The sequence below is a fragment of the Chryseobacterium daeguense DSM 19388 genome, assembly GCF_000430825.1.
Classification (GTDB): Bacteria; Bacteroidota; Bacteroidia; order Flavobacteriales; family Weeksellaceae; genus Chryseobacterium; species Chryseobacterium daeguense.
In genome coordinates, this window is record NZ_AUMT01000015.1 from 48,018 (window position 1) to 68,605 (window position 20,588).

The 20,588-nt window shown below is 36.2% G+C and carries 22 protein-coding genes; 16 read left to right on the plus strand and 6 right to left on the minus strand.

The window, feature by feature from the left end; translation table 11 throughout:
- The first annotated feature begins 19 nt into the window (after positions 1 to 19).
- The 6 genes from H560_RS0116530 (at position 20) to ypfJ (ending at position 6,513) form a co-directional block, all read left to right on the plus strand.
- Positions 20 to 1,225, plus strand: a complete 1,206-nt coding sequence (locus tag H560_RS0116530; protein WP_027381054.1) for an NTF2-like transpeptidase — start codon at positions 20 to 22, stop codon at positions 1,223 to 1,225.
- Complete coding sequence (locus H560_RS0116535) at positions 1,225 to 1,761, plus strand: adenine phosphoribosyltransferase (protein WP_027381055.1); 537 nt, start codon at positions 1,225 to 1,227, stop codon at positions 1,759 to 1,761. Before H560_RS0116530 ends, H560_RS0116535 begins: the two co-directional genes overlap by 1 nt.
- Before the next feature lie 258 nt (positions 1,762 to 2,019).
- Positions 2,020 to 2,727 carry a YfgM family protein gene (locus H560_RS0116540; protein WP_027381056.1) on the plus strand — a complete coding sequence of 236 codons (708 nt, stop codon included), beginning with the start codon at positions 2,020 to 2,022 and terminating at the stop codon, positions 2,725 to 2,727.
- A gap of 3 nt (positions 2,728 to 2,730) precedes the next feature.
- Positions 2,731 to 3,249, plus strand: coding sequence for a 6,7-dimethyl-8-ribityllumazine synthase (gene ribH, locus H560_RS0116545; RefSeq protein WP_027381057.1), 519 nt, complete (start codon positions 2,731 to 2,733; stop codon positions 3,247 to 3,249).
- A gap of 208 nt (positions 3,250 to 3,457) precedes the next feature.
- Positions 3,458 to 5,536, plus strand: coding sequence for an LTA synthase family protein (locus H560_RS0116550; RefSeq protein ID WP_027381058.1), 2,079 nt, complete (start codon positions 3,458 to 3,460; stop codon positions 5,534 to 5,536).
- Positions 5,537 to 5,667: 131 nt separating this feature from the next.
- A complete protein-coding gene (ypfJ, locus tag H560_RS0116555; RefSeq protein WP_027381059.1) occupies positions 5,668 to 6,513 on the plus strand; it encodes a KPN_02809 family neutral zinc metallopeptidase in 846 nt (281 codons plus the stop codon).
- 52 nt (positions 6,514 to 6,565) lie between these two features.
- On the opposite strand, the gene H560_RS0116560 is transcribed toward ypfJ, so the two are convergent.
- Positions 6,566 to 7,429, minus strand: a complete 864-nt coding sequence (locus H560_RS0116560) for a GLPGLI family protein (RefSeq protein WP_027381060.1) — start codon at positions 7,427 to 7,429, stop codon at positions 6,566 to 6,568.
- A 145-nt stretch (positions 7,430 to 7,574) separates the two neighbouring features.
- On the opposite strand from H560_RS0116560, the gene H560_RS0116565 reads away from it, so the two are divergent.
- The 5 genes from H560_RS0116565 to sufD all read left to right on the plus strand — a co-directional run bounded on the left by H560_RS0116565 (position 7,575) and on the right by sufD (position 12,127).
- The gene (locus H560_RS0116565; RefSeq protein ID WP_027381061.1) at positions 7,575 to 7,904 is read left to right on the plus strand and encodes a HesB/IscA family protein; all 330 of its coding nucleotides are present in this window, start codon (positions 7,575 to 7,577) and stop codon (positions 7,902 to 7,904) included.
- Between the two features lie 44 nt (positions 7,905 to 7,948).
- Complete coding sequence (locus H560_RS0116570) at positions 7,949 to 8,323, plus strand: four helix bundle protein (RefSeq protein WP_027381062.1); 375 nt, start codon at positions 7,949 to 7,951, stop codon at positions 8,321 to 8,323.
- A gap of 38 nt (positions 8,324 to 8,361) precedes the next feature.
- Positions 8,362 to 9,810, plus strand: a complete 1,449-nt coding sequence (gene sufB / locus H560_RS0116575) for a Fe-S cluster assembly protein SufB (protein ID WP_027381063.1) — start codon at positions 8,362 to 8,364, stop codon at positions 9,808 to 9,810.
- 167 nt (positions 9,811 to 9,977) lie between these two features.
- Positions 9,978 to 10,721 (plus strand): Fe-S cluster assembly ATPase SufC, encoded by a 744-nt coding sequence (gene sufC / locus H560_RS0116580; protein ID WP_027381064.1) that lies wholly within the window; start codon positions 9,978 to 9,980, stop codon positions 10,719 to 10,721.
- A 98-nt stretch (positions 10,722 to 10,819) separates the two neighbouring features.
- Positions 10,820 to 12,127 (plus strand): Fe-S cluster assembly protein SufD, encoded by a 1,308-nt coding sequence (sufD, locus tag H560_RS0116585; RefSeq protein WP_027381065.1) that lies wholly within the window; start codon positions 10,820 to 10,822, stop codon positions 12,125 to 12,127.
- A gap of 69 nt (positions 12,128 to 12,196) precedes the next feature.
- Here the strand turns inward: sufD and H560_RS0116590 are convergent, their stop codons facing one another.
- Positions 12,197 to 13,123, minus strand: a complete 927-nt coding sequence (locus H560_RS0116590; protein ID WP_027381066.1) for a DUF3078 domain-containing protein — start codon at positions 13,121 to 13,123, stop codon at positions 12,197 to 12,199.
- 273 nt (positions 13,124 to 13,396) lie between these two features.
- On the opposite strand from H560_RS0116590, the gene H560_RS0116595 reads away from it, so the two are divergent.
- From H560_RS0116595 to H560_RS0116610, 4 genes are all read left to right on the plus strand, one after another.
- Entirely contained in the window at positions 13,397 to 14,167 is a 771-nt protein-coding gene (locus tag H560_RS0116595; RefSeq protein WP_027381067.1) for a rhomboid family intramembrane serine protease, read from the plus strand.
- Positions 14,168 to 14,302: 135 nt separating this feature from the next.
- Entirely contained in the window at positions 14,303 to 15,412 is a 1,110-nt protein-coding gene (gene dprA / locus H560_RS0116600) for a DNA-processing protein DprA (protein ID WP_027381068.1), read from the plus strand.
- A gap of 190 nt (positions 15,413 to 15,602) precedes the next feature.
- Entirely contained in the window at positions 15,603 to 16,961 is a 1,359-nt protein-coding gene (gene gdhA / locus H560_RS0116605) for an NADP-specific glutamate dehydrogenase (RefSeq protein WP_027381069.1), read from the plus strand.
- 296 nt (positions 16,962 to 17,257) lie between these two features.
- Positions 17,258 to 17,611, plus strand: a complete 354-nt coding sequence (locus H560_RS0116610; protein ID WP_027381070.1) for an iron chaperone — start codon at positions 17,258 to 17,260, stop codon at positions 17,609 to 17,611.
- Between the two features lie 49 nt (positions 17,612 to 17,660).
- On the opposite strand, the gene H560_RS0116615 is transcribed toward H560_RS0116610, so the two are convergent.
- The 4 genes from H560_RS0116615 to H560_RS0116630 all read right to left on the minus strand — a co-directional run bounded on the left by H560_RS0116615 (position 17,661) and on the right by H560_RS0116630 (position 20,004).
- Positions 17,661 to 17,900 (minus strand): hypothetical protein, encoded by a 240-nt coding sequence (locus tag H560_RS0116615; protein ID WP_027381071.1) that lies wholly within the window; start codon positions 17,898 to 17,900, stop codon positions 17,661 to 17,663.
- 187 nt (positions 17,901 to 18,087) lie between these two features.
- Positions 18,088 to 18,426 (minus strand): hypothetical protein, encoded by a 339-nt coding sequence (locus H560_RS0116620; RefSeq protein ID WP_027381072.1) that lies wholly within the window; start codon positions 18,424 to 18,426, stop codon positions 18,088 to 18,090.
- A 121-nt stretch (positions 18,427 to 18,547) separates the two neighbouring features.
- Positions 18,548 to 19,036, minus strand: a complete 489-nt coding sequence (locus H560_RS0116625) for a YkgJ family cysteine cluster protein (RefSeq protein WP_027381073.1) — start codon at positions 19,034 to 19,036, stop codon at positions 18,548 to 18,550.
- Positions 19,036 to 20,004 carry an ion channel gene (locus H560_RS0116630; RefSeq protein WP_027381074.1) on the minus strand — a complete coding sequence of 323 codons (969 nt, stop codon included), beginning with the start codon at positions 20,002 to 20,004 and terminating at the stop codon, positions 19,036 to 19,038. Before H560_RS0116630 ends, H560_RS0116625 begins: the two co-directional genes overlap by 1 nt.
- 200 nt (positions 20,005 to 20,204) lie before the next feature.
- Here H560_RS0116630 and H560_RS0116635 point away from each other — a divergent pair, with 200 nt between their 5' ends.
- Positions 20,205 to 20,585: a group III truncated hemoglobin gene (locus H560_RS0116635; protein ID WP_027381075.1), complete on the plus strand. Its 381-nt coding sequence runs from the start codon at positions 20,205 to 20,207 to the stop codon at positions 20,583 to 20,585.
- Positions 20,586 to 20,588: the final 3 nt, after the last annotated feature.

Consider the following 20,588-nt stretch of genomic DNA (forward strand, 5'->3'; position numbering starts at 1 on the left):
GTGGCAAACCGAATTAAAAATGAAAAAGTTATCTTTTCTTCTAGTTTTCAGCTTATTGCTCTTCACAGCATGTAAAAAAGACTCTGTAGATGCTACAAGCACAAAAACTTTACAGTCAAGTATCAACGATATGACGGCCAGCCTTCCTACCATTAAGCAGATCAAGTTTAATGAAGCCCTTTACATCCTTAAAACATTCGGGGTGGAAGCAGAAGGCGATGTGGAAGAGCTTAAAGCGCTCGGACAGCTGATTAACGGAAAGAAAGTTCCGGAAATTATGGCACTTGCAGATCAGGTTGCACAAAAAAACGGAATAGAATGGGCAAGTACAGCTCCGCCTTCATTAGGTGAAATGAACATCTTCGGCGATGAAACCGCAAAAGAAAGCGACCCTAATGATGTAAAAGCAAGCTCGTTGAGCATCATTACGAGACCTACCGGTGACGACGGAGCCGGTGCACCTACAGCCATCCAGATTATTCCAAGACTTGTAGATAGTGCAGGAAATCCCGTGGCTTTCACAGGAGCTGGTTTAGAAGCTACTCTTGAAGTTTTCAGTAACGGAGTAAAGCTTTCTACTGCGAAAAATTTAATGCAGGATAATAATTTTAAAGGATTTAATTTAAAATTCTCATCAATTCCGGCGGCAAAAGTTGTAGACAATAAAATAGACATCACCGTTTCTGTAAAAACTACAGCCAAAACTTTCAAAATGAGCAAAATAGGATTAGACGTAAATTCTGCTCTGCTGAAGGTTCCAGCACCGCCAAAAGTAGATTCCACAGCAGTAAACCAGGATCCGGCGGTCATTGACCCAAATAATCCGGGAGCAACTACGCCACCGACTACAGATCCTAATGCAATACCGGGACAGACAACAACTCCGGCAACACCAAAACAACAGGCAGCAGATCCAAAAACTACTGTAAGCAGCTTCCTGAACAACGTAAGCTCACAAAACTTAAAAGCCGCTTTCAATGCTTCAAACAACCCAAGCTGGGGAAGCTATGAATCATTTTCCAATCCTACATCAGGATTTGGATCAGTGAAAAATGTAAGCGTAAAAAATATCACCACAAACGCTACAAACGCTAATGTTTCCAGCGTAAACGCAACGTATGATGTAACCGATAAAAGCGGGAAAACGACTTCACTGAAAGTGACTTTCGGACTTAAAAATGTAAACGGAGAATGGAAAATCTCCAGCTATAAAATCAATCCTTAATGGCTTCACAAGATTTAATTAAAAAACTGGAAGAAACAATTGAAAATATTCCTGATTTCCCGATTCCGGGGATTCAGTTCAAAGATATTTCTCCTATTTTTTTAAATCCAAAGCTGTATGAAGAGGTCATAGCAGACCTTGTACAGTTCAGTAAAGGGAAAGTAGATGCGGTCTGCGGAATAGAAAGCCGCGGTTATCTGTTCGGGATTGCTATTGCCGTAGCTTTAGAAGTGCAGTTTGTCCTGATAAGAAAAGCAGGAAAACTTCCGCCACCGGTTATTTCAGAAGAATATGATCTGGAATACGGAAGCGCAATTATAGAAACCCGGGAAGGACAGATAAAACCCGGACAAAGAGTTTTAATCCATGACGACCTTCTGGCTACCGGCGGAACTACAGAAGCCGCAGCAAAACTGATTGAAAAGCAGGGCGCAACCGTGTCACAATTCAGTTTTTTAATTGGATTGAAAGGATTGAAAGGCGAGGAAAAGCTTAAAAAATTCAATGCAGAAGTTTATCATATTTTAGAATATTAAACTTTAATATAGATGCTTCGGCTCCGCTCAGCATGACACTTTTGAGACTGCTGTTTATTTAATCCGGAAAATAGACGTATAGTATTAGGGATGCCATGCTGAGCCCGCCGAGGCATTTTTTACGATTAAGAATTCACTATTCGCTCATTCACAGTTAACAATTCGCTTAATTTGTTTAAATAAAATCAATAATACTCACAAAGTATTTTGTAAATCATTCAGAAACAATTAAATTTGCAATTCAATTTTTAAGAATTTATGGCAAAACTTACAAAGAATGCTCAAAACGAGCAAGAAGGTAAAGAAACAGTGGAGTTTTTTAAAGATCTTGACAGAGAAGCTTTAAACACAGAAAGATTCCTTGAGAAATATTCAAAACCTCTGGGGATTATTTTTGGGGTGCTTATTTTAGGTGTTCTGGGTTTCTTCGGGTACAAACAATTCGTTGTAGCTCCTAAAAACGCTGAAGCTGTAAAGAGTTTCCTTGCTGCACAGAAAAATCTTGCAGACGGTAAGGAAAAGGAAGCACTGGGAGGTAAATCTGCCGCAAACCCTGGTTTCCTGGGAACTTATAATGAATATGCTGCTACTAATGTAGGAAAGCTTTCTGCTTATAACGCAGGTATTTTGAAGTTTAAAGAAGGTAAATTCCAGGAAGCGTATGATCTTTTAGATAAATTTTCTTCAGATAACAAAACATTGATGGCGATGAAATACGGAGCAATGGCAGATGCACAGTCTGGTCTTAACAAAAATGACGATGCTTTGCAATTACTGGATAAAGCTGCTTCTGCTACAGATGATCCATATACAGTGTATTACTTCACAAGAAAAGCAGGGATTTTAGCTTTGGGATTGAACAAAAAAGCTGAAGCTAAAAAATATTTTGCTACAATTGACGAAAAATATCAGGACTACGACAACGGAATGTCTGATTCTTATATTGAAATGACTAAATATTACTAAACAATGGCAACAGTTAATCTTTCTGATTACAAGCCACTTAATATAACAAATGCCGATGAATTTTCTATCGGCATTGTTTTTTCTGAGTGGAATGATTTTGTAACGTACAATCTTCGTGATGCAGTTCTAGAAATCCTTCAAAAAGAAGGCGTAAAAGCTGAAAATATAAAACTTTTCCCTGTTCCCGGGGCTTTTGAACTGAACTATGCAAGCATGCAGCTTTGTAAAGAGCGTAAGTATGATGCGGTAATCTCCATCGGGTGCGTGATCCGCGGGGAAACTCCTCATTTCGAATATGTCTGTTCGGCAGTAGCTCAGGGAATTAAAGATTGTAATATTCTTACAGATACTCCAACTATTTTCTGTGTTTTGACTGATGACACAAAAGAACAGTCTATCGCAAGAAGCGGCGGTGATTTGGGAAATAAAGGAGTTGAAGCAGCCGTAACAGCTTTAAGAATGATTGATTTTAAAAAGAATCTTTCTGACAGAAAAGGAAACATTGGTTTCGGATATTCTTAATTTTAACATTTTTTATAGAATTTAAAAATACAAAGAGCTATTCTAATAGCTCTTTTTTTATTATAATTATTAAATCAAAGAATATTTTACGCTTTTAATTAATTTTTAATATTTGTGAATTTATCATAACAATTTCACAAATACAATGTTTTATTTTGAATTAATATATCAAAAAATTACATTTGCACGAATTTATATTATTCAGCAAATGCATGTTAAAAAAATAAGACCCTTTTTATATTTAGGCGTTTTCTATCTTCTTATTTCTTTGATTCTGAGAATTGTTTTTTTATTTCATCCCATTACTACAGCCAGATTTGGACTTCTTGAAGTTTTGAAAATTATAGTGATGGGGCTACTAAATGATACTTTTGTATTTATTTTAACCTGTCCCTTTCTAGCGCTGTACTTTTTATTTCTGTCGAATTCAAAATATAAAAAACCTTATGGGCAAATTATCTTAGTAGCTTTATCGCTTTTCTTCATCTACATACTTTTTATCCCGAACAATATCTTTAAACAGTACGGAGGTTCCATTGCAGAAATCACTCTGGCCTTTGTAGGAGTAAAAATAATTTTCTTTGCTTTAATGCTTTTCTTACCTGAAAAGCGCATAAAAATCAGAAATACTCTTTATTTTATTACTGTATTTTTGTACGTTCTATTAATTACTTTTAATGCGGTAAGTGAATACTTCTTTTACAATGAATTTGGTTTAAGATACAATTTTATCGCTGTAGACTATCTTATCTATACCAATGAAGTGATTGGGAATATTATGGAAAGCTATCCTGTTATTCCTTTATTTCTGGCAATATTTGCTGTGGCGGGTTCCATTACAGCATTTATTTATAAAAAAACAAAGTCAGAGCTGGCTGAACTTCCGGGTCTGAAACAGAAGATTTTATTTTTGGGCGTGTTTTGTGTTTTAGTAGGGATTAGTGTTTTCGGCTTAAGCATTACAACAAAGATAAAAACGGACAATGTTTTCGAAGAAGAAATTCAGGCAAACGGATTGCCAAAGTTTTACTGGGCATTTACCCATAATGAACTGGATTATTTTCAGTTCTATCCTACAATCAACGAACAGAAAGCCGAGAAAATTTTCCTGAGCCATTTTTCCGAGCCTTCTTTGATAAGAAAGATTGTTTCTTCAAAACCGGAACTGAAGAAAAACGTAGTGTTAATTTCTATAGAAAGCTTATCTGCAGATTTTCTGAAACATTACGGTAATACAGAAAATATCACCCCTTTTCTGGACAGCCTTGCAGACCGGTCGCTGATGTTTACTAATTTGTATGCTACGGGAAACCGCACCGTGAGGGGGCTTGAAGCTTTAACCCTTTGTATTCCCCCTACAGCCGGAGAGAGCATTATCAAGCGGGAAAATAATAAAAATAAATTCACAACCGGAGGCGTTTTCAAATCAAAAGGCTATGATGTGAAATTTTTATACGGCGGTTACAGTTATTTTGACAATATGAAAGATTTTTTCGCAGGAAACGGTTATGGAATTGTAGACAGGAACCAATTCAGGCCTGAAGAAATCACTTTCGCCAATGTTTGGGGTGTTGCTGATGAAGATATGGCCAAAAAAGCAATTCAGGTGATGAATACAGAATCAAAAACCGGAAAGCCGTTTTTTAATCACTGGATGACGGTTTCCAACCACAGGCCTTTTACCTATCCGGACGGAAGAATTGACATTCCCGGAGATGCAAAATCCCGTGAAGGAGGAGTAAAATACACCGATTATTCATTAAAAAAGTTTTTTGAAATGGCTAAAAAACAGAGCTGGTATAAAAATACAGTTTTTGTAATCATAGCTGACCATTGTGCCTCAAGTGCAGGAAAAACTGAGCTTCCGATGGATAAGTACAGAATCCCGGCCATGATATTTTCCGAAGGATTTATCCAGCCTCAAAAATTTACCCAAACCATGTCACAAATTGATGTAATGCCTACCCTTTTCGGCCTGCTTAATTTCAATTATCAATCTAAATTTCTAGGTCAGGATGTTTTCAGCAAAGAATTTCAGCCTAAAGCTTATATTGCCACCTATCAGGATCTTGGAATGATAAAAGACAATCATTTGACCATTATTTTGCCTTTAAGAAAGGTAAAACAATATTCTGTAAGCCAGAAGCCTGGTAAAATATCTCCGGAATTCAATATTTATTACGACGAAAAAAAATTAAAAATACCAAAACAAAACCTTGTGGAAGAAACTATTTCTGCTTATCAGTCGACTTCCGGCTGGCTGAAAAAGAACCTGCTTAATCGGTGATCATACTAGATTTGTCCCATCTCTTTTATATCTTAAAATTAATTTTCGTCATTTAAGCATAATTTTTGAAAAAAATAATCAATTGGCTTTAATATTAATTTTAAATTTACATATATAAAAAAATTACAACTATGAGATGGACAGACGATAGAGACGGCAATGTGGAAGACAGGCGCGGACTTGGCGGCGGTGCCGTTGTAGGAGGCGGATTGGGAACAATCATTATTGCAGCCATTATATTTTTCCTTGGAGGAGACCCTTCTTCCGTTCTTTCTTCAGGAGCAGGCCCGGTTAATACTGAGCAGAGAGCGCTCACTGCCGAAGACAAAAAAATCGGTGAAATGGTAGATATGATGGGAAAATGGAATACCATTACCTGGGATCAAATTTTTAGAGAAAACGGAATGACTTATGATGATCCGAAAATCATTCTTTTTGAAAATACAACACAATCAGCCTGTGGAACTGCACAATCTGCAATGGGTCCTTTTTATTGCCCTGCAGACCAGTCTGTTTATATGGATATGAGCTTTTTTAATGAATTACAAAAAAGATTTGGGGCACAGGTTACAGAATTTACAGTAGCTTATGTATTAGCGCATGAAGTGGGCCATCATGTGCAAACTCTTTTAGGAACCACCCAAAAAGTGGATCAGCTAAGGAGAAGTGGACAATATTCTGAAGCTGATATGAATAGAGTTTCTGTAGCAACAGAGTTACAAGCAGATTTCTATGCCGGTGTCTGGGCAAAAAGAATAGATGCAAGCAAACATATTTTGGAGCCCGGAGATATCCAGTCAGCTATAGAAGCAGCAGAAGCTGTGGGCGATGATAATATCCAGAGAAGATCTCAAGGATATGTGAATCAGGAAAGCTTTACACACGGGTCATCCGCGCAACGTAAGGAATGGTTTATGAAAGGCTATAACACCGGAGATATAAGACAGGGTGATACTTTCAACCAACTTTTAAAATAATTAAAAATTTATAAATAAAAAATCCTGAAGTTTTGTTCTTCAGGATTTTATTTTATTGTAATTCAATAGGATTGCTGTTTTTCTTAGCTTCCTCTTTTATTCTCTCTTCCATTCTTTTCCTCATTTCAGCCGGATTTTGGTTGCCTCCGCCACTTCTTGGCGCAGCAATTACTCCACCTCCAGCACCCCCGACTCTTGTTTGCATAAAGCCACCGCCCTGAGTCATAAAGGACATGGGATCTTCCATAAATTTTTTCTGTTGTTTTATGTAATCCGCCCTTTTTACTTTGATGGTATTTCCGAACTGGTTCATTGCGGGGAAATCCTCAATTTTATAGTTCTTCATTAAATCAAAGGAATATTCTCCTTTATCATCTTCCACCTTTACAATCAGTCCCGGTAGTCCGCCGAATTTATACGGCCCGTCCTGATACGGCAGATCCGTGGTAAACCATGCCGTCCATTTTCTTCCTCCAAAATCTGTTTCTGCTTTTTGAACTTTATATTCACCTATTTTCATGGTTTCAGATGAAATTTTCCAGTTGATAGGACGGTCTTCCTCATAAGTATAAATATCTCTTCCAATTCTGTCTTTGAAAAATGTTTTTTGATTTTTTTTATCTTTTTCAACAGAATAATTGATATTTGATCTTAATCCTTCCATTTGGTCCCGGTTTATGCTTCCTCTTCCGCCACCGCCCTGAAAGGCTTTCTGCATGATAGAATCTCTTTTAATCCTGTTTTCAGAATAAAAAACCGACTTTTCAGCGGAAATATCAAGATATGCATTTTCTGTTTTAATATCATTTTTATTAGAGGCGTCCGGCTTCATGGTAACCTGATACACAAACCGGTTGGTCTGCGCAAAAACGGTCTGCACGAACAGCGCTAAAGCAATAATGCTCAATTTTCTCATAGTAGGTTTATTTATTCTTTGGATTTCAAAATATTAGCAAAGTTAAAGCTATCAATAATAAAAATCGATAAAATAAAATTGCCGATTTTTATTTCCTAATTATTGTTCGTATTTTTGCACCATTAAATCATTCTAAATAAATACAATGATAAAAGTATCAGATCAAGCAAAAGCAAAAGCCATCCAGCTGATGACGGAAGAAGGCTTCAACGCTGCTGAAGATTATATAAGAGTGGGCGTGAAAAGCGGAGGATGTTCTGGTTTAGAATATGTTTTGAGGTTCGACAACCAAAAAGCAGACACTGATCAAATTTTTGAAGACAATAACATAAAAATTGTTGTAGATAAAAAATCAATCCTCTATTTAGCAGGAACTACTCTTGAATATTCAGGAGGGTTAAACGGAAAAGGATTCGTTTTTAACAATCCGAACGCATCCAGAACATGTGGGTGTGGTGAGAGTTTCAGTCTTTAAGACTGATTAAAAGATTTAGAGATTAAGAAATTTAGAAATTATTTATGGCTGTTTCGTTTGAAGATTTTCCTATTTACAAAAAGGCAGTTTCATTTACAGTCAAAATTTTTAAAATTCTTAATAACGAAAATTTACAAAAAGAATTTTCACTCAAAGATCAACTTAAAAGAGCTACTTTGTCAATAACAAACAATATTGCAGAAGGCTCAGAATATGGAAGTAACAAACAATTTATCAGGTTTCTTTGGATTGCAAAAGGAAGTTGTGCTGAAGTAAGAAATATGTTGTTTGTTTTATACAGTTTAGAGAAAATCAATGATGAGATTTTCAATACACTTAATAATGAGTGTCTGGAAATAACAAAAGAGATTTATCATTTTATAAAATATCTTGAAAAGAGCAGCTTGGACATTAAGTAATTTCAAAATTTCTTAATCTCTGAATCTCTTAATACATTATGAGTAAATATACTGAAGACGATCTAAGAGTCGACTTAGAAAATAAAAAATATGAATTCGGCTGGGAAACGAAAATAGATTACGAAGATTTCCCGACGGGTTTAAATGAAGATATCGTTCGGGCTATTTCTGCAAAAAAGGAAGAGCCGGAATGGATGACGGAATGGCGTTTGGAATCTTTCAGAATCTGGCTGAAAATGGTAGAGCCGGAATGGGCCAATATAAAATATGAAAAGCCGGATTTCCAGGCTATCAAATATTACGCTGCCCCAAAAGTAAAGCCTGAGCTGGAAAGTCTGGATGAGGTGGATCCTGAATTATTGGCAACTTTCGCAAAACTGGGAATTAATATAGAAGAACAGAAAAGACTTTCAGGAGTTGCAGTAGATATCGTAATGGACTCCGTTTCTGTAAAGACTACTTTTCAGGATACCTTAATGGAAAAAGGAATTATTTTCTGCTCTATTTCTGAGGCCATTAAAAATCACCCTGATCTGGTAAGAAAATATCTTGGAAAAGTGGTTCCAAGAGGAGATAATTTTTATGCAGCATTAAATTCTGCAGTATTTTCTGACGGAAGTTTCTGTTACATTCCAAAAGGGGTAAGATGCCCGATGGAATTATCAACCTATTTCCGTATCAACCAGGCAGGAACAGGTCAGTTTGAAAGAACACTTGTCATTGCAGATGAAGGAAGTTATGTTTCTTATCTTGAAGGCTGTACAGCTCCTTCTAGAGATGAAAACCAGCTGCACGCTGCGGTTGTTGAGCTAATCGCAATGGATAACGCTGAAATTAAATATTCTACCGTACAAAACTGGTATCCGGGAAATGAAGAAGGAAAAGGTGGAGTTTTCAATTTTGTAACGAAAAGAGGGCTTTGCGAAAAGAATGCAAAAATCTCATGGACTCAGGTAGAAACAGGTTCTGCTGTAACATGGAAATATCCTTCCTGTATTTTAAAAGGTGACAATTCAATCGGTGAGTTCTACTCCATCGCAGTGACGAACAATCACCAATATGCCGATACAGGAACAAAGATGATCCACATTGGAAAGAATACAAAATCTACGATTATATCCAAAGGTATATCTGCCGGAAAATCCCAGAACTCATACAGAGGTCTGGTAAAAGTAATGCCTTCTGCAAAGGGAGCGAGAAACTTCTCTCAGTGCGACTCTTTATTGATGGGCAATGAATGCGGAGCACATACTTTCCCTTATATTGAGATCAAAGATCCTACGGCACAATTGGAGCATGAAGCAACAACTTCAAAAATCGGGGAAGACCAGATTTTCTACTGTAACCAGAGAGGAATTGATACAGAGAGAGCAATTGCTTTGATTGTAAATGGTTTCAGTAAAGATGTTTTAAATAAATTACCTATGGAATTTGCCATTGAAGCTCAGAAATTATTGGAGATTTCTTTGGAGGGTTCTGTGGGTTAAATATATTTTAAACATTAAGGAGTTAAGTTTTTAATTATCTTAAATTCTTAATGTTTAAAAAAGATAAAAAAATAGTATTTCATTTGCAAGCATCAGCGCTTTTGTAATTAATGGTTTAGGATTATAAAAGATAAATATTAGTCTGCCCTTGCGATAAATTTGAAAATATGTTAGAGATAAAAAACTTGCACGCCAAAATTGAAGATGGCGCAGAAATTTTAAAAGGTATCAATCTTGAAATAAAACCGGGTGAAGTTCATGCTATCATGGGGCCGAACGGAGCCGGAAAGTCTACACTTTCTTCTGTGATTGCAGGAAAAGAAGACTACGAAGTTACAGATGGTGAAATTATTTTCGGAGGTGAAGATATTATTGAAGATGCTCCTGAAGAAAGAGCACACAAAGGTATTTTCCTTTCTTTTCAGTATCCGGTAGAAATTCCCGGAGTTTCTGTGACCAACTTTATCAAAGCAGCTTTAAACGAAAACAGAAAAGCAAACGGCTTAGGAGAAATGCCTGCCAAAGAAATGCTGGCCATGATTCGTGAGAAATCTGAGAAGCTGGGCATTAAAAAAGATTTCCTTTCAAGATCACTGAACGAAGGATTTTCCGGAGGTGAGAAGAAAAGAAACGAAATCTTCCAGATGATGATGCTTAACCCAAAACTGGCTATTCTTGATGAAACAGATTCAGGATTAGATATTGATGCATTGAGAATCGTTGCAGATGGTGTAAATGCATTCAAAAATGAAGGAAATGCAGTTCTTTTGATTACCCACTATCAGAGATTGCTTAATTATATCCAACCTGACTTCGTTCATGTTTTAGCAGACGGAAAAATCATCAAAACAGGTGATAAATCTCTTGCTTTGGAATTGGAAGAAAAAGGGTACGACTGGCTTTTAAATTAATTAAAAGATTAAGAAATTTAGAGATTAAAAATCTCCTCGTTTAACAATTTCAGCCAAATAAAAAGAAAAAAATGGTGCAAACCACAGATATACCAGTAATGGCATTAAAAGAACAGATTACAGACAACCATAATGAGTTTTTGGAGAGTCTTCGTCACAGATTTCTGGATGATGATAGAAAAGCTGCTCTTCAGAGATTTGAGAAAATTGGTTTTCCGACGAAAAAAGACGAAGAATACAAATATACCAACCTAAAAGAGATTACCGAAAAAGAATATAACTTTTTCCCGAAAGAAGGTCACAACATCACCAAAGAACAGCTGGATATGCTGCATCTGGGTGAAGAAAATTTTGACTGGATTACTTTTGTAAACGGTAAGCTTCGTAAAGAATTGTCAAAAGTTTCTATTGAAAATGTTGAATTTCTTTCATTTAACTATGCATTAAATGATGAAAAGCACAGAGAAATTTTTGATAAATATTTTAATACAATTGCTTCAGATAAATCTGCTTTCACAAACTTGAATCAAGCTTATTGCAAGTATGGTTTCTTTTTGAAAGTTCCTAGAAATGTAGTGATTGAAAAACCAATCCACGTTTTCTACATTTCTCAGAATCAGGAAGAAAACACATTCTACAATACAAGAAATTTACTGATTGTAGAAGAAGGAGCAAAAGTGGAAATAATTGAAAGCCATCATAATTTCGACAGCACGTATGTGTTGACAAATTCCGTGACGGAAATTTTCACCTATCCGAATGCAAAGGCAGACTGGCATAAAGTTCAGAACGATAATGATACTTCTTACTTAATTGACAATACTTTCGCGAAACAGGAAAAAGACAGCTTAACGACTGTAAACACATTCTCTTTCGGTGGTAAGCTGGTAAGAAACAATCTTGATTTCATCCAAAACGGATCGAATATCAATTCATTCATGAACGGGATCACCATTATCGGGAAAGATCAGCTGGTAGATCACCACACGGCAGTTCACCACAATCAGCCAAACTGTGAAAGCTACCAAAATTATAAAGGTATTTTCGATGGTAAATCTCACGGGGTTTTCAACGGGAAGGTTTTTGTAGATAAAATTGCTCAGAAAACGAATGCTTACCAGCAAAATAACAACGTTTTATTTAGTGAAGGCGCAACAATTGACACTAAGCCTCAGCTGGAGATTTTTGCAGATGATGTGAAGTGTTCTCACGGCTGTACGGTTGGCCAGCTTAATGAAGATGCTTTATTCTATTTAAGAGCAAGAGGGATTTCTAAAAAAGAAGCTCAGGCACTGCTTTTATATGCTTTTGCAAATGATGCAATGCAGAATATTGACATTGAGCCTTTAAAAGAAAAAATTTCTAAGCTGCTGGCAGAGAAATTAGGAGTAGATATAGAGTTTTAACAATATATAATTGATAAATAGAAAAGCACTTCCAACGAAGTGCTTTTTGATTTTATGTAGTATCTGCAATTACTTTTTGTACCACCACTGGCTGTCTTTTCTGTCAGATCTTTTTACCCCGTTATTCAGAGTGTAGGCGAAACCTACTCCCAGTGTCTGCTTAAGCTGTGTTTTTTGGATTTGATTATGATCATACAGCAAATCGACTGTAATATTTGACGAAATAAATTTATTAACCTTCAAATTCAAAATCATTCCGTAAGCAAGAACCAGCCTGTCCGGATGATCCAGATAATTTGAGAAAACGGAGGCAGTATTGGTAAGATGGATATTTTCCATTAATTTCACTTTATACAAAGCTGTCCCCAAAAAACCGAACTGCAGTAAGGAAGAATCTCCGTCTGCCTTCAGACCATACGTTCCTGCAGTCTGAAGATCTCTGTCCAGAACAAAAGTCCACCTTGCGTTGGTAGGCCGCAGTGTGACATTTACATTGTCATTGGGCCTGTAAGTAATACCCATCCCGACATTCACATAACCGGGCGCCATAAAGTTTGAAATTTTCTTAGCTTCAGGATTATTACCATCTTCATATCCCGTAGAAAACTGCGACTGGAAGCCCGCTCCTACAGAAAGATACCAGCTCTTGGAAACTTTTCTCCCGTAGTTGGTGGAAACATTGATAACATCCTGGGTTTTTCTTACTCCAATTCCCTGGGTATCATTTTGTCCATAATTTAAAAGGATGATATTTTCCCAAAGATCCTTATCATTTTCATAAGTAATATTATAATCTATTCCTGCAAGCCAGCCCACATTATTGGCACCGCCCCCTACCCAGTTTGAGAAGGCCGCCTGATTAATCATTAATGAATTTTTTCCTAAAACTGACCAGTGCTTTACCGTATCAATAATTACGGAATCTTTTTTTATTTCTTCCTGAGCACTTGCAAAAATTCCCATAGAAAGGGTAAGAATTAACAAAAACTTCTTCATTATCCAAATTTTTCATTTACAAAGTTCCTTACAAAAGTATTAAATATAATTTTGGTGAAAGAAACACACACCGGAATATGCCCAAAAAACAAAAGTTTTAATTAAAATTATAAAATGAATTGCTTTCATATCAATCAGTGACAGGATGTTAAGCTTATTATTTTAAAATTGATAAAAACATCCTTTTTGTCTGAAATAAAAATGTAAAACATAAAATTCATCGCCATTTTTTCCGAAATTTATCATTGGCTTTTCATTTGACGTAACCACTTCATGTTAAAAAATAATGTAATTTCCAAGAAAGCTATCCTATATCCTTTGGTGATGCTGGCGGCAATGTGGCTGGGTTATTTCCTTCAGCTGCACGGCTTCTTTTCAAGCTGTTTCGGGGCGATTATTCCATTGCTGCCGGAAGGTTTGCTGGGAATTATCACTTCTCCTCTTTTGCACGGAAACTTAGATCATATTGTGGGAAACTCCATTCCTATTGCTATTCTGATGTTTTTGTTGTATCAGTTTTATCCTTTGGTAGCCAACAAGGTCTTTATCATTGCCTGGCTTGCCACAGGCTTTTTGGTATGGCTTCTTCCCCCTATCGATATTATTACCGGTGATTATCTGTATATCTGTACTATCGGAGCCAGCGGCGTAGTCTATGTGCTTGCATTTTTCCTTTTCTTCAGCGGTATTTTCAAATGGAATATGAAACTTCTTACCATTTCCTTACTGGTGGTTTTATATTACGGAAGTCTGGTATGGGGAATGCTTCCGGAAGAATTATTTTATAACCTTGAAGAACCGAGCAAAATTTCCTGGCAGGCTCACCTTGCAGGTGCCGTAGTGGGAGTTATCCTTGCTTTTATGTTTAAAAAAGTGGGCGAAAAAAAGAAAAAATTCATCTGGGAATTTCCCAATTACTATAGCGAAAAAGATGATAAATTGTGGCAGGAATACAAAGAAAACCATCCCGAAGATTTCCTTGAATTACCTTATAAAAAGAAAGATGATATCTGGGACCGGCTGGATGAATTGCGGGGGAAATAATATTTATACTTATAGTAGTTTGTCATGCTGTAAGCATCTCAGCAACGACGCATAGATTCTTTCAGAATGACAAACTTTGCATAAATTTTTAAAAAAATATCTCTACAATTCTTTACATTTGCGAAAACAACACAAATGTACTCTGAAGAACATCTTTATGCCATTGCTTTACGTGAATGCAGCTTAATTGGTGACATCAATTTCTATAAACTTGTCCGATGCTTTGGAAGCGCAAAAAAAGCGTGGGAAAATGCAAAAAAAGAATATTCAAAAGTGGATGGCATTGGGAGAAAAGCCGTTGCAGACATTGGAAATCACAAACATCTGAAATTTGCGGAAAATGAGCTTCAATTCTGTGATAAGAACAATATTAAAATTAATTTAAGACATCTTCAGCAGCTTCCAAACTTACTGAATGAATGTGATGATGCGCCCGCAATTCTTTATCAAAAGGGAAACTTTGACCATTCAAAACAAAAAGTAAGCATCGTAGGAACCCGGAATATGACTTCATACGGCAAACAGTTCATTCATGATTTTTTTGAAGAAACGAAATCCTGCAACTATATCTCTGTAAGTGGTTTGGCGTTGGGTATTGACAAGGAAGTCCACGAACAGTCAATCAATAACAAAATACCGACTGTTGCAGTTTTAGCTCATGGTTTTCATGTTTTATATCCTTCAAAAAACAAAAAATTATCAGAAAAAATATTGGAGGAAGGCGGCTGCTTATTAACCGAATTTAACTCTTCAAGAAAACCCGACCGCGAGAATTTTATCCAGAGAAACAGAATTGTAGCCGGGATCTCGCCATCCACTATTGTCGTGGAAACAGCTTTCGGAGGCGGGTCTGTAAGCACGGCAACATTCGCCAACAATTACAACAGAGAAGTTTTTGCTCTTCCCGGAAAAATTACAGACAAGCAAAGCCAAGGCTGCAACCAGCTTATTTTTCATCATAAAGCATCTGCCATTTCCACTATAAAAGACCTGGTGGAAAATTTAGGATTTAATAAGGCCGTGACAAAAAATCCGGAATTATTTCCAAGCTATGAAATAGATATTCACCTTACTGAAAATCAAGAACTCATATTTAAAACCATTTTTAATAATCCGCAGATTTCACTAGATGATCTTGCTGCTAAAATTGGCCTTTCTTCACACAAAATTTTACCCGTAATTTTAGAATTGGAACTTTTGGGGAAAGTAAAATCATTTTCAGGGAGGCAATTTATGGCAATTTGAGAATTAACGATTTCTTAATATTTCATTGTTTTAGATATAACATTTAATTATTAATAAAATAAAAGCGCAAATTATCAGTTTAATAATATTAACACATTATATTATTAAAATTTCAATAATCATCAATTAAGGTGTTGTGAATTTTGAAAAAAAAATTAAATTTGTTGGCAATAATATTCAACCCTAATATATGGAACAATATAATATTGACCAGAAAATCCAAGAGTTTATAGCAAAAATTGAGGCAAAAAACCCTAATGAGCCAGAATTTTTACAAGCCGTAAAAGAAGTTGCTGTTACAGTAATTCCGTTCATCATGACGAAAAAGGAATATACGGGAATGAAGCTTCTTGAAAGAATGGCTGAAGCTGAAAGAATCATCATCTTCAGAGTTCCGTGGGTTGATGATAAAGGGGAAATCCAGGTAAACAGAGGATTCAGAATCCAGATGAACTCTGCGATTGGCCCATACAAAGGGGGAATCCGCTTCCACCCTACCGTAAACCTTTCTGTTCTTAAATTCTTAGCTTTCGAGCAGGTTTTCAAAAACTCATTGACTACGCTTCCGATGGGAGGTGGTAAAGGAGGTTCGGATTTCGATCCGCAAGGAAAATCTGATATGGAAGTAATGCGTTTCTGCCAGGCTTTCATGACAGAATTATGCAAGCATGTAGGTCCTGAAACGGACGTTCCGGCGGGAGATATCGGTGTAGGAGCCAGAGAAATCGGGTATCTATTCGGACAATACAAAAAAATCAGAAACGAATTTACGGGAGTTCTTACAGGAAAAGGTCTTGCGTACGGAGGTTCACTGATCCGTCCTGAAGCTACGGGATACGGTGTGGTTTACTTTGCAGAGCAGATGCTTAAAACTATCGGACAGACATTTAAAGATAAAACGGTAACGGTTTCAGGTTTCGGAAACGTAGCTTGGGGAGTTATCAAAAAAGTATCTGAACTGGGAGGAAAAGTAGTAACTATTTCCGGACCTGACGGATATATATATGATAAAGACGGAATCGATGGAGAAAAAATCGATTATTTATTAGAGCTTAGAGCTTCCGGAAATAACAGAGCGGAAGATTATGCAAAAAAATACCCTTCTGCAGAATTCCACGCAGGTAAGCGTCCTTGGGAAGTGAAGTGTGATGTTGCCATCCCTTCTGCTACTCAAAATGAGCTTGATCTTGAAGATGCTAAAGTTCTTGTAGAAAATGGATGTGTTTGTGTAACTGAAGCTGCTAATATGCCTTCAACGCTTGACGCCATTAATTATTTCCTTGACAATAAAGTGTTATTCTCTCCGGGGAAAGCTTCCAACGCAGGTGGCGTAGCTACTTCAGGATTGGAAATGACGCAAAACTCTATCCGTCTGAACTGGACTTCTGAGGAGGTAGATGCAAGATTAAAAGAAATCATGATCGGGATCCACAAAGCTTGTAGAGATTACGGAAAAGAGGAAGACGGCTATGTAAACTACGTAAAAGGTGCAAATATCGCCGGCTTCGTGAAAGTAGCAGAGGCAATGTTGGCTCAGGGAGTAGTATGAGATACAAAGGTTGGGAATATTCCCGACCTTTTTTAATATAACCTGTTCCCGGGACTACAAATGGGATAAAAGTAAAAAGTGAAAGGAGAAAGCGTTGATTTATTTCAGCGCTTTTTTTATTGTATGGGCCTTGTAAATAAAGGGATTAAACTTGATTAAGATTATACTCAATGTTTGTCATTCCTTAAAAAATGCAGACCTCTCAATTATTTTCAAATTGTTGCTTAATTCCTACGGAATGACAACATTGAGGTTTAACAGACTAGCTTAATCAATAATTTTATTAAATTTAATGGATGAAAAACACCTTTGAAAATATTGATGAATACATTCTTTTATTTCCGGAAATAAAGGAGAAATTGGAAGAATTAAGAAAATTTATACTTGCTGAAAATCCAGAAATTGAAGAATACATCGGATATCAGATGCCTGCATTCAGGTATAAAAAGAAGCCATTGGTATATTTTGCCGGATATAAAAAACATATCGGTTTTTATCCGGGTCCTGAAGGAATCAAAAAATTTGAAAAAGACTTTCTTGAAAGAGAATATAAATTCTCAAAAGGAGCTGTACAGTTCCCTTTAAATGAGGATATTCCGTTTGATCTTGTAAAAAAGATGGTTCTGTTCAGGATGGCAGAAATAGAATAAAAAATCCTGAAATATTATATTCCAGGATTCCTTTCACTCTTTATTTAATCTATTTATTTTTCCTCTTCATTTTCTTGTCCTCCTTCACTGCATCTTTGTTCTTCCAATTGGCTGTGTCAGTTTTAGACTTATCCAAATTGTTATTATTATTCATGTTGTCATTTCGCATGTTGTTCTGCGTACGTGTCGTGTCCGGTCTTACCGTGTCTCTCTTCTGTGGGGTTGTTTGTGCTGAAACAGTTGTCAACCCAAAAACTGCAAATGCAGCGGCTAAAACTAAATTTTTCATATTATTTAATATTTTATAAATGGTGTAATATTTTAAGTACAATTTTTATACTAAAATGCGTTTCAGTTAATTCTTTTAACTTGATTTATAATTATTTAAGAAAATTTACATTATAAAATCTAAAAAACAAAAAATCCTGAAACTATAAAGTTCCAGGATTCATTTCTACTTGTTTGCTTAAAAATACTTACTTAGACTTTTTCTTTTTAGATTTCTTTTCTTCTTTAGTTGCTTCTACCGGCTTTACAGAATCCACCGCAGCATCTGCACTTACCGTAGCCGTAGCGCTGGTTGCAGATTCTACAGGAGTAGCTTCTACCACAGATGTGGCAGCCGTTGTACTTTGATTTTGGGCAGCTGTACCAGAAACTGTTTCCAAGCTGGTAGCCGCCTGAGTATTTTGTTGTGCTTGAGTATTCAATTGGTTATTAGAGTTTTGCGAAGGGTTCTGTGGAGTTCCCGTCTGAGCCGACACCGCAATTACTCCGACTAATGTAAACGCTGCTGTTAAAACTAACTTTTTCATAATAATAATATTTTAAATGGTTGTTTAATATTTTTAAAACGACACATTTCAGTTCATTATTATATCCGAAATTGTTATTTAACGTACTTTATAATACTTTAAGATGAATTTGGATTATAAATTATTTTTCTAAATTTTTCATAATCCTTTCCACGAATTCATACGCTGCAGGACATATTACCGTATTTTTTATCATCAAATTATTGATCTGATAAATTTTCTTCCTGTCTGTATGAGGATATTCTCTACAGGCTTTCGGGCGAACATCATAAATAGAACAAGTATTGTCAGAATTCAGAAAAAAGCAGGGAAGATTTTGCAAAACCTTGTCATTATCTTCGTCCACACGCAGGAATTTCGCCTCAAAATCAGCAGGTTTCATCCGAAGATGCTTTGCAATCCGCTCAATATCCTTTTCGGTGTATAGGGGTCCGGTTGTTTTGCAGCAGTTTGCACATTGCAGGCAGTCTACCTTTTCAAAAACTTCATCGTGGGTTTCCTGAACCACATAGTCTAGGTTTTTGGGTGGCTTGTTTTTCAGTCCGTCCAGAAATTTTTTATGCTCTTTCTGCTTTTGTAAAGCCTGTTTTTTGTAAACTTCTATATTCATTACTGTACTTCCGCTGCAACAGGAAGATCTGCTTTTTGATAATGGTTAATTTTCTCCAGATCCAATACTGTGGACAGTTTTTCTTTGTCAGGATAATACATCGGAGTAAATTTTGCTCCGTAAATAATTTCCTTCGAAACATACGACGTTCTCTGAACCACCGTATTGGAGAACACTTCATCAAATGCCCTAACATGAACAATAATTTCAACATCCGTATTTCTGAAATCTTCCTCTGAAAATCCGAAAAAAGGCGATTCTTCATCTATTTTGTGAACAACAGTCCAGTTCAGGGCTAATGTATTGATCTTGCTTAATTGTATTTTTAAGGTATAAAAATTACTCCTTGGAATTCCGTCTTCAATCACCTGAATCGCTGAAGAAACAATAACCTCAGCATCTGTAAGCGCATTGTTTTTATAAGGAGCCAGCCTGAACATCAAGGCTGAACTTTCTTTAAACGGAGCAATAACGGCAATATCAGAAAATTTAAGATACGCCCGAGGTCTTGAAAATCTTCCGTAAAAAAGACCGGTTGCAATGGCAAAGGTAAGCAATCCCAGAAAAGCCTCAAAGGTTGCGACTAGACTTGCCATGAAGCCAATCGGGGCAATTCTTCCGTAGCCCACTGTCGTAAAAGTCTGCGAGCTGAAGAAAAACACATCGATAAATTCATTTAATGGGTCACTTTTATCTATTCCCGTTAAATGTTCTACCCCAATCAGATAATAAATAAAAGCAAAAAGCAGGTTAATAAGAATATAAGCAACTACAAGATAAGAAAGAAACTGAAACCTCGGTAAATCCAGCATCGTGTGATACCAGCTAAATCTGTTAAAAATATTCACCCCTTTTTTGTTCACATTCGGAAGGCCGTCTTTATTGATGAACCTTCCTGAAGCATTATCCCCGAAACCACTGTTTTCCGTATTCTTCTGCCTGATTTTCTGCCTGAATCCTGTTGCCATTTCTTTATATCATTTTTGTTTTTAACTGTAATATTTTAATAAGGCAAAATCGAAAAAGGACAATTGCCTCATTCTTTTCCTGATTTACCTTTTTGCTAATTTCCTTTTATATATAATATGCAAAGATAAAATATTGTTTTCATGAAATTTATCAACACCACGATTGAATTTCTCAATTGATTTTAAACTAACTTTGAAGTATGAAAAAGCTGGAAACAAGAGAAGATATTGAGCATCTGGTCAATTCATTTTATGAAAAAGTAGTAAAGGATGATACCATAAGCATATTCTTTACTGATATCGCTAAAGTAAACTGGGATAATCATTTACCTAAAATGTATGCATTTTGGGAATCCGTTCTTTTTGGACAGATGTCTTACAAAGGAAACCCGATGGGAGCTCATTTTCCAATCAATGAAGTAAAAGCAATGGAACAGAAACATTTTGATCGCTGGCTGGAACTTTGGAGAACAACTATCGAAGAAAACTTCGTGGGAGAAAATGCCAATATGGCTATTTATAAATCCGAAAACATTGCAAAATTAATGGCTTTTAAAATGGATATGGCAAGAAGGCTTTGATGA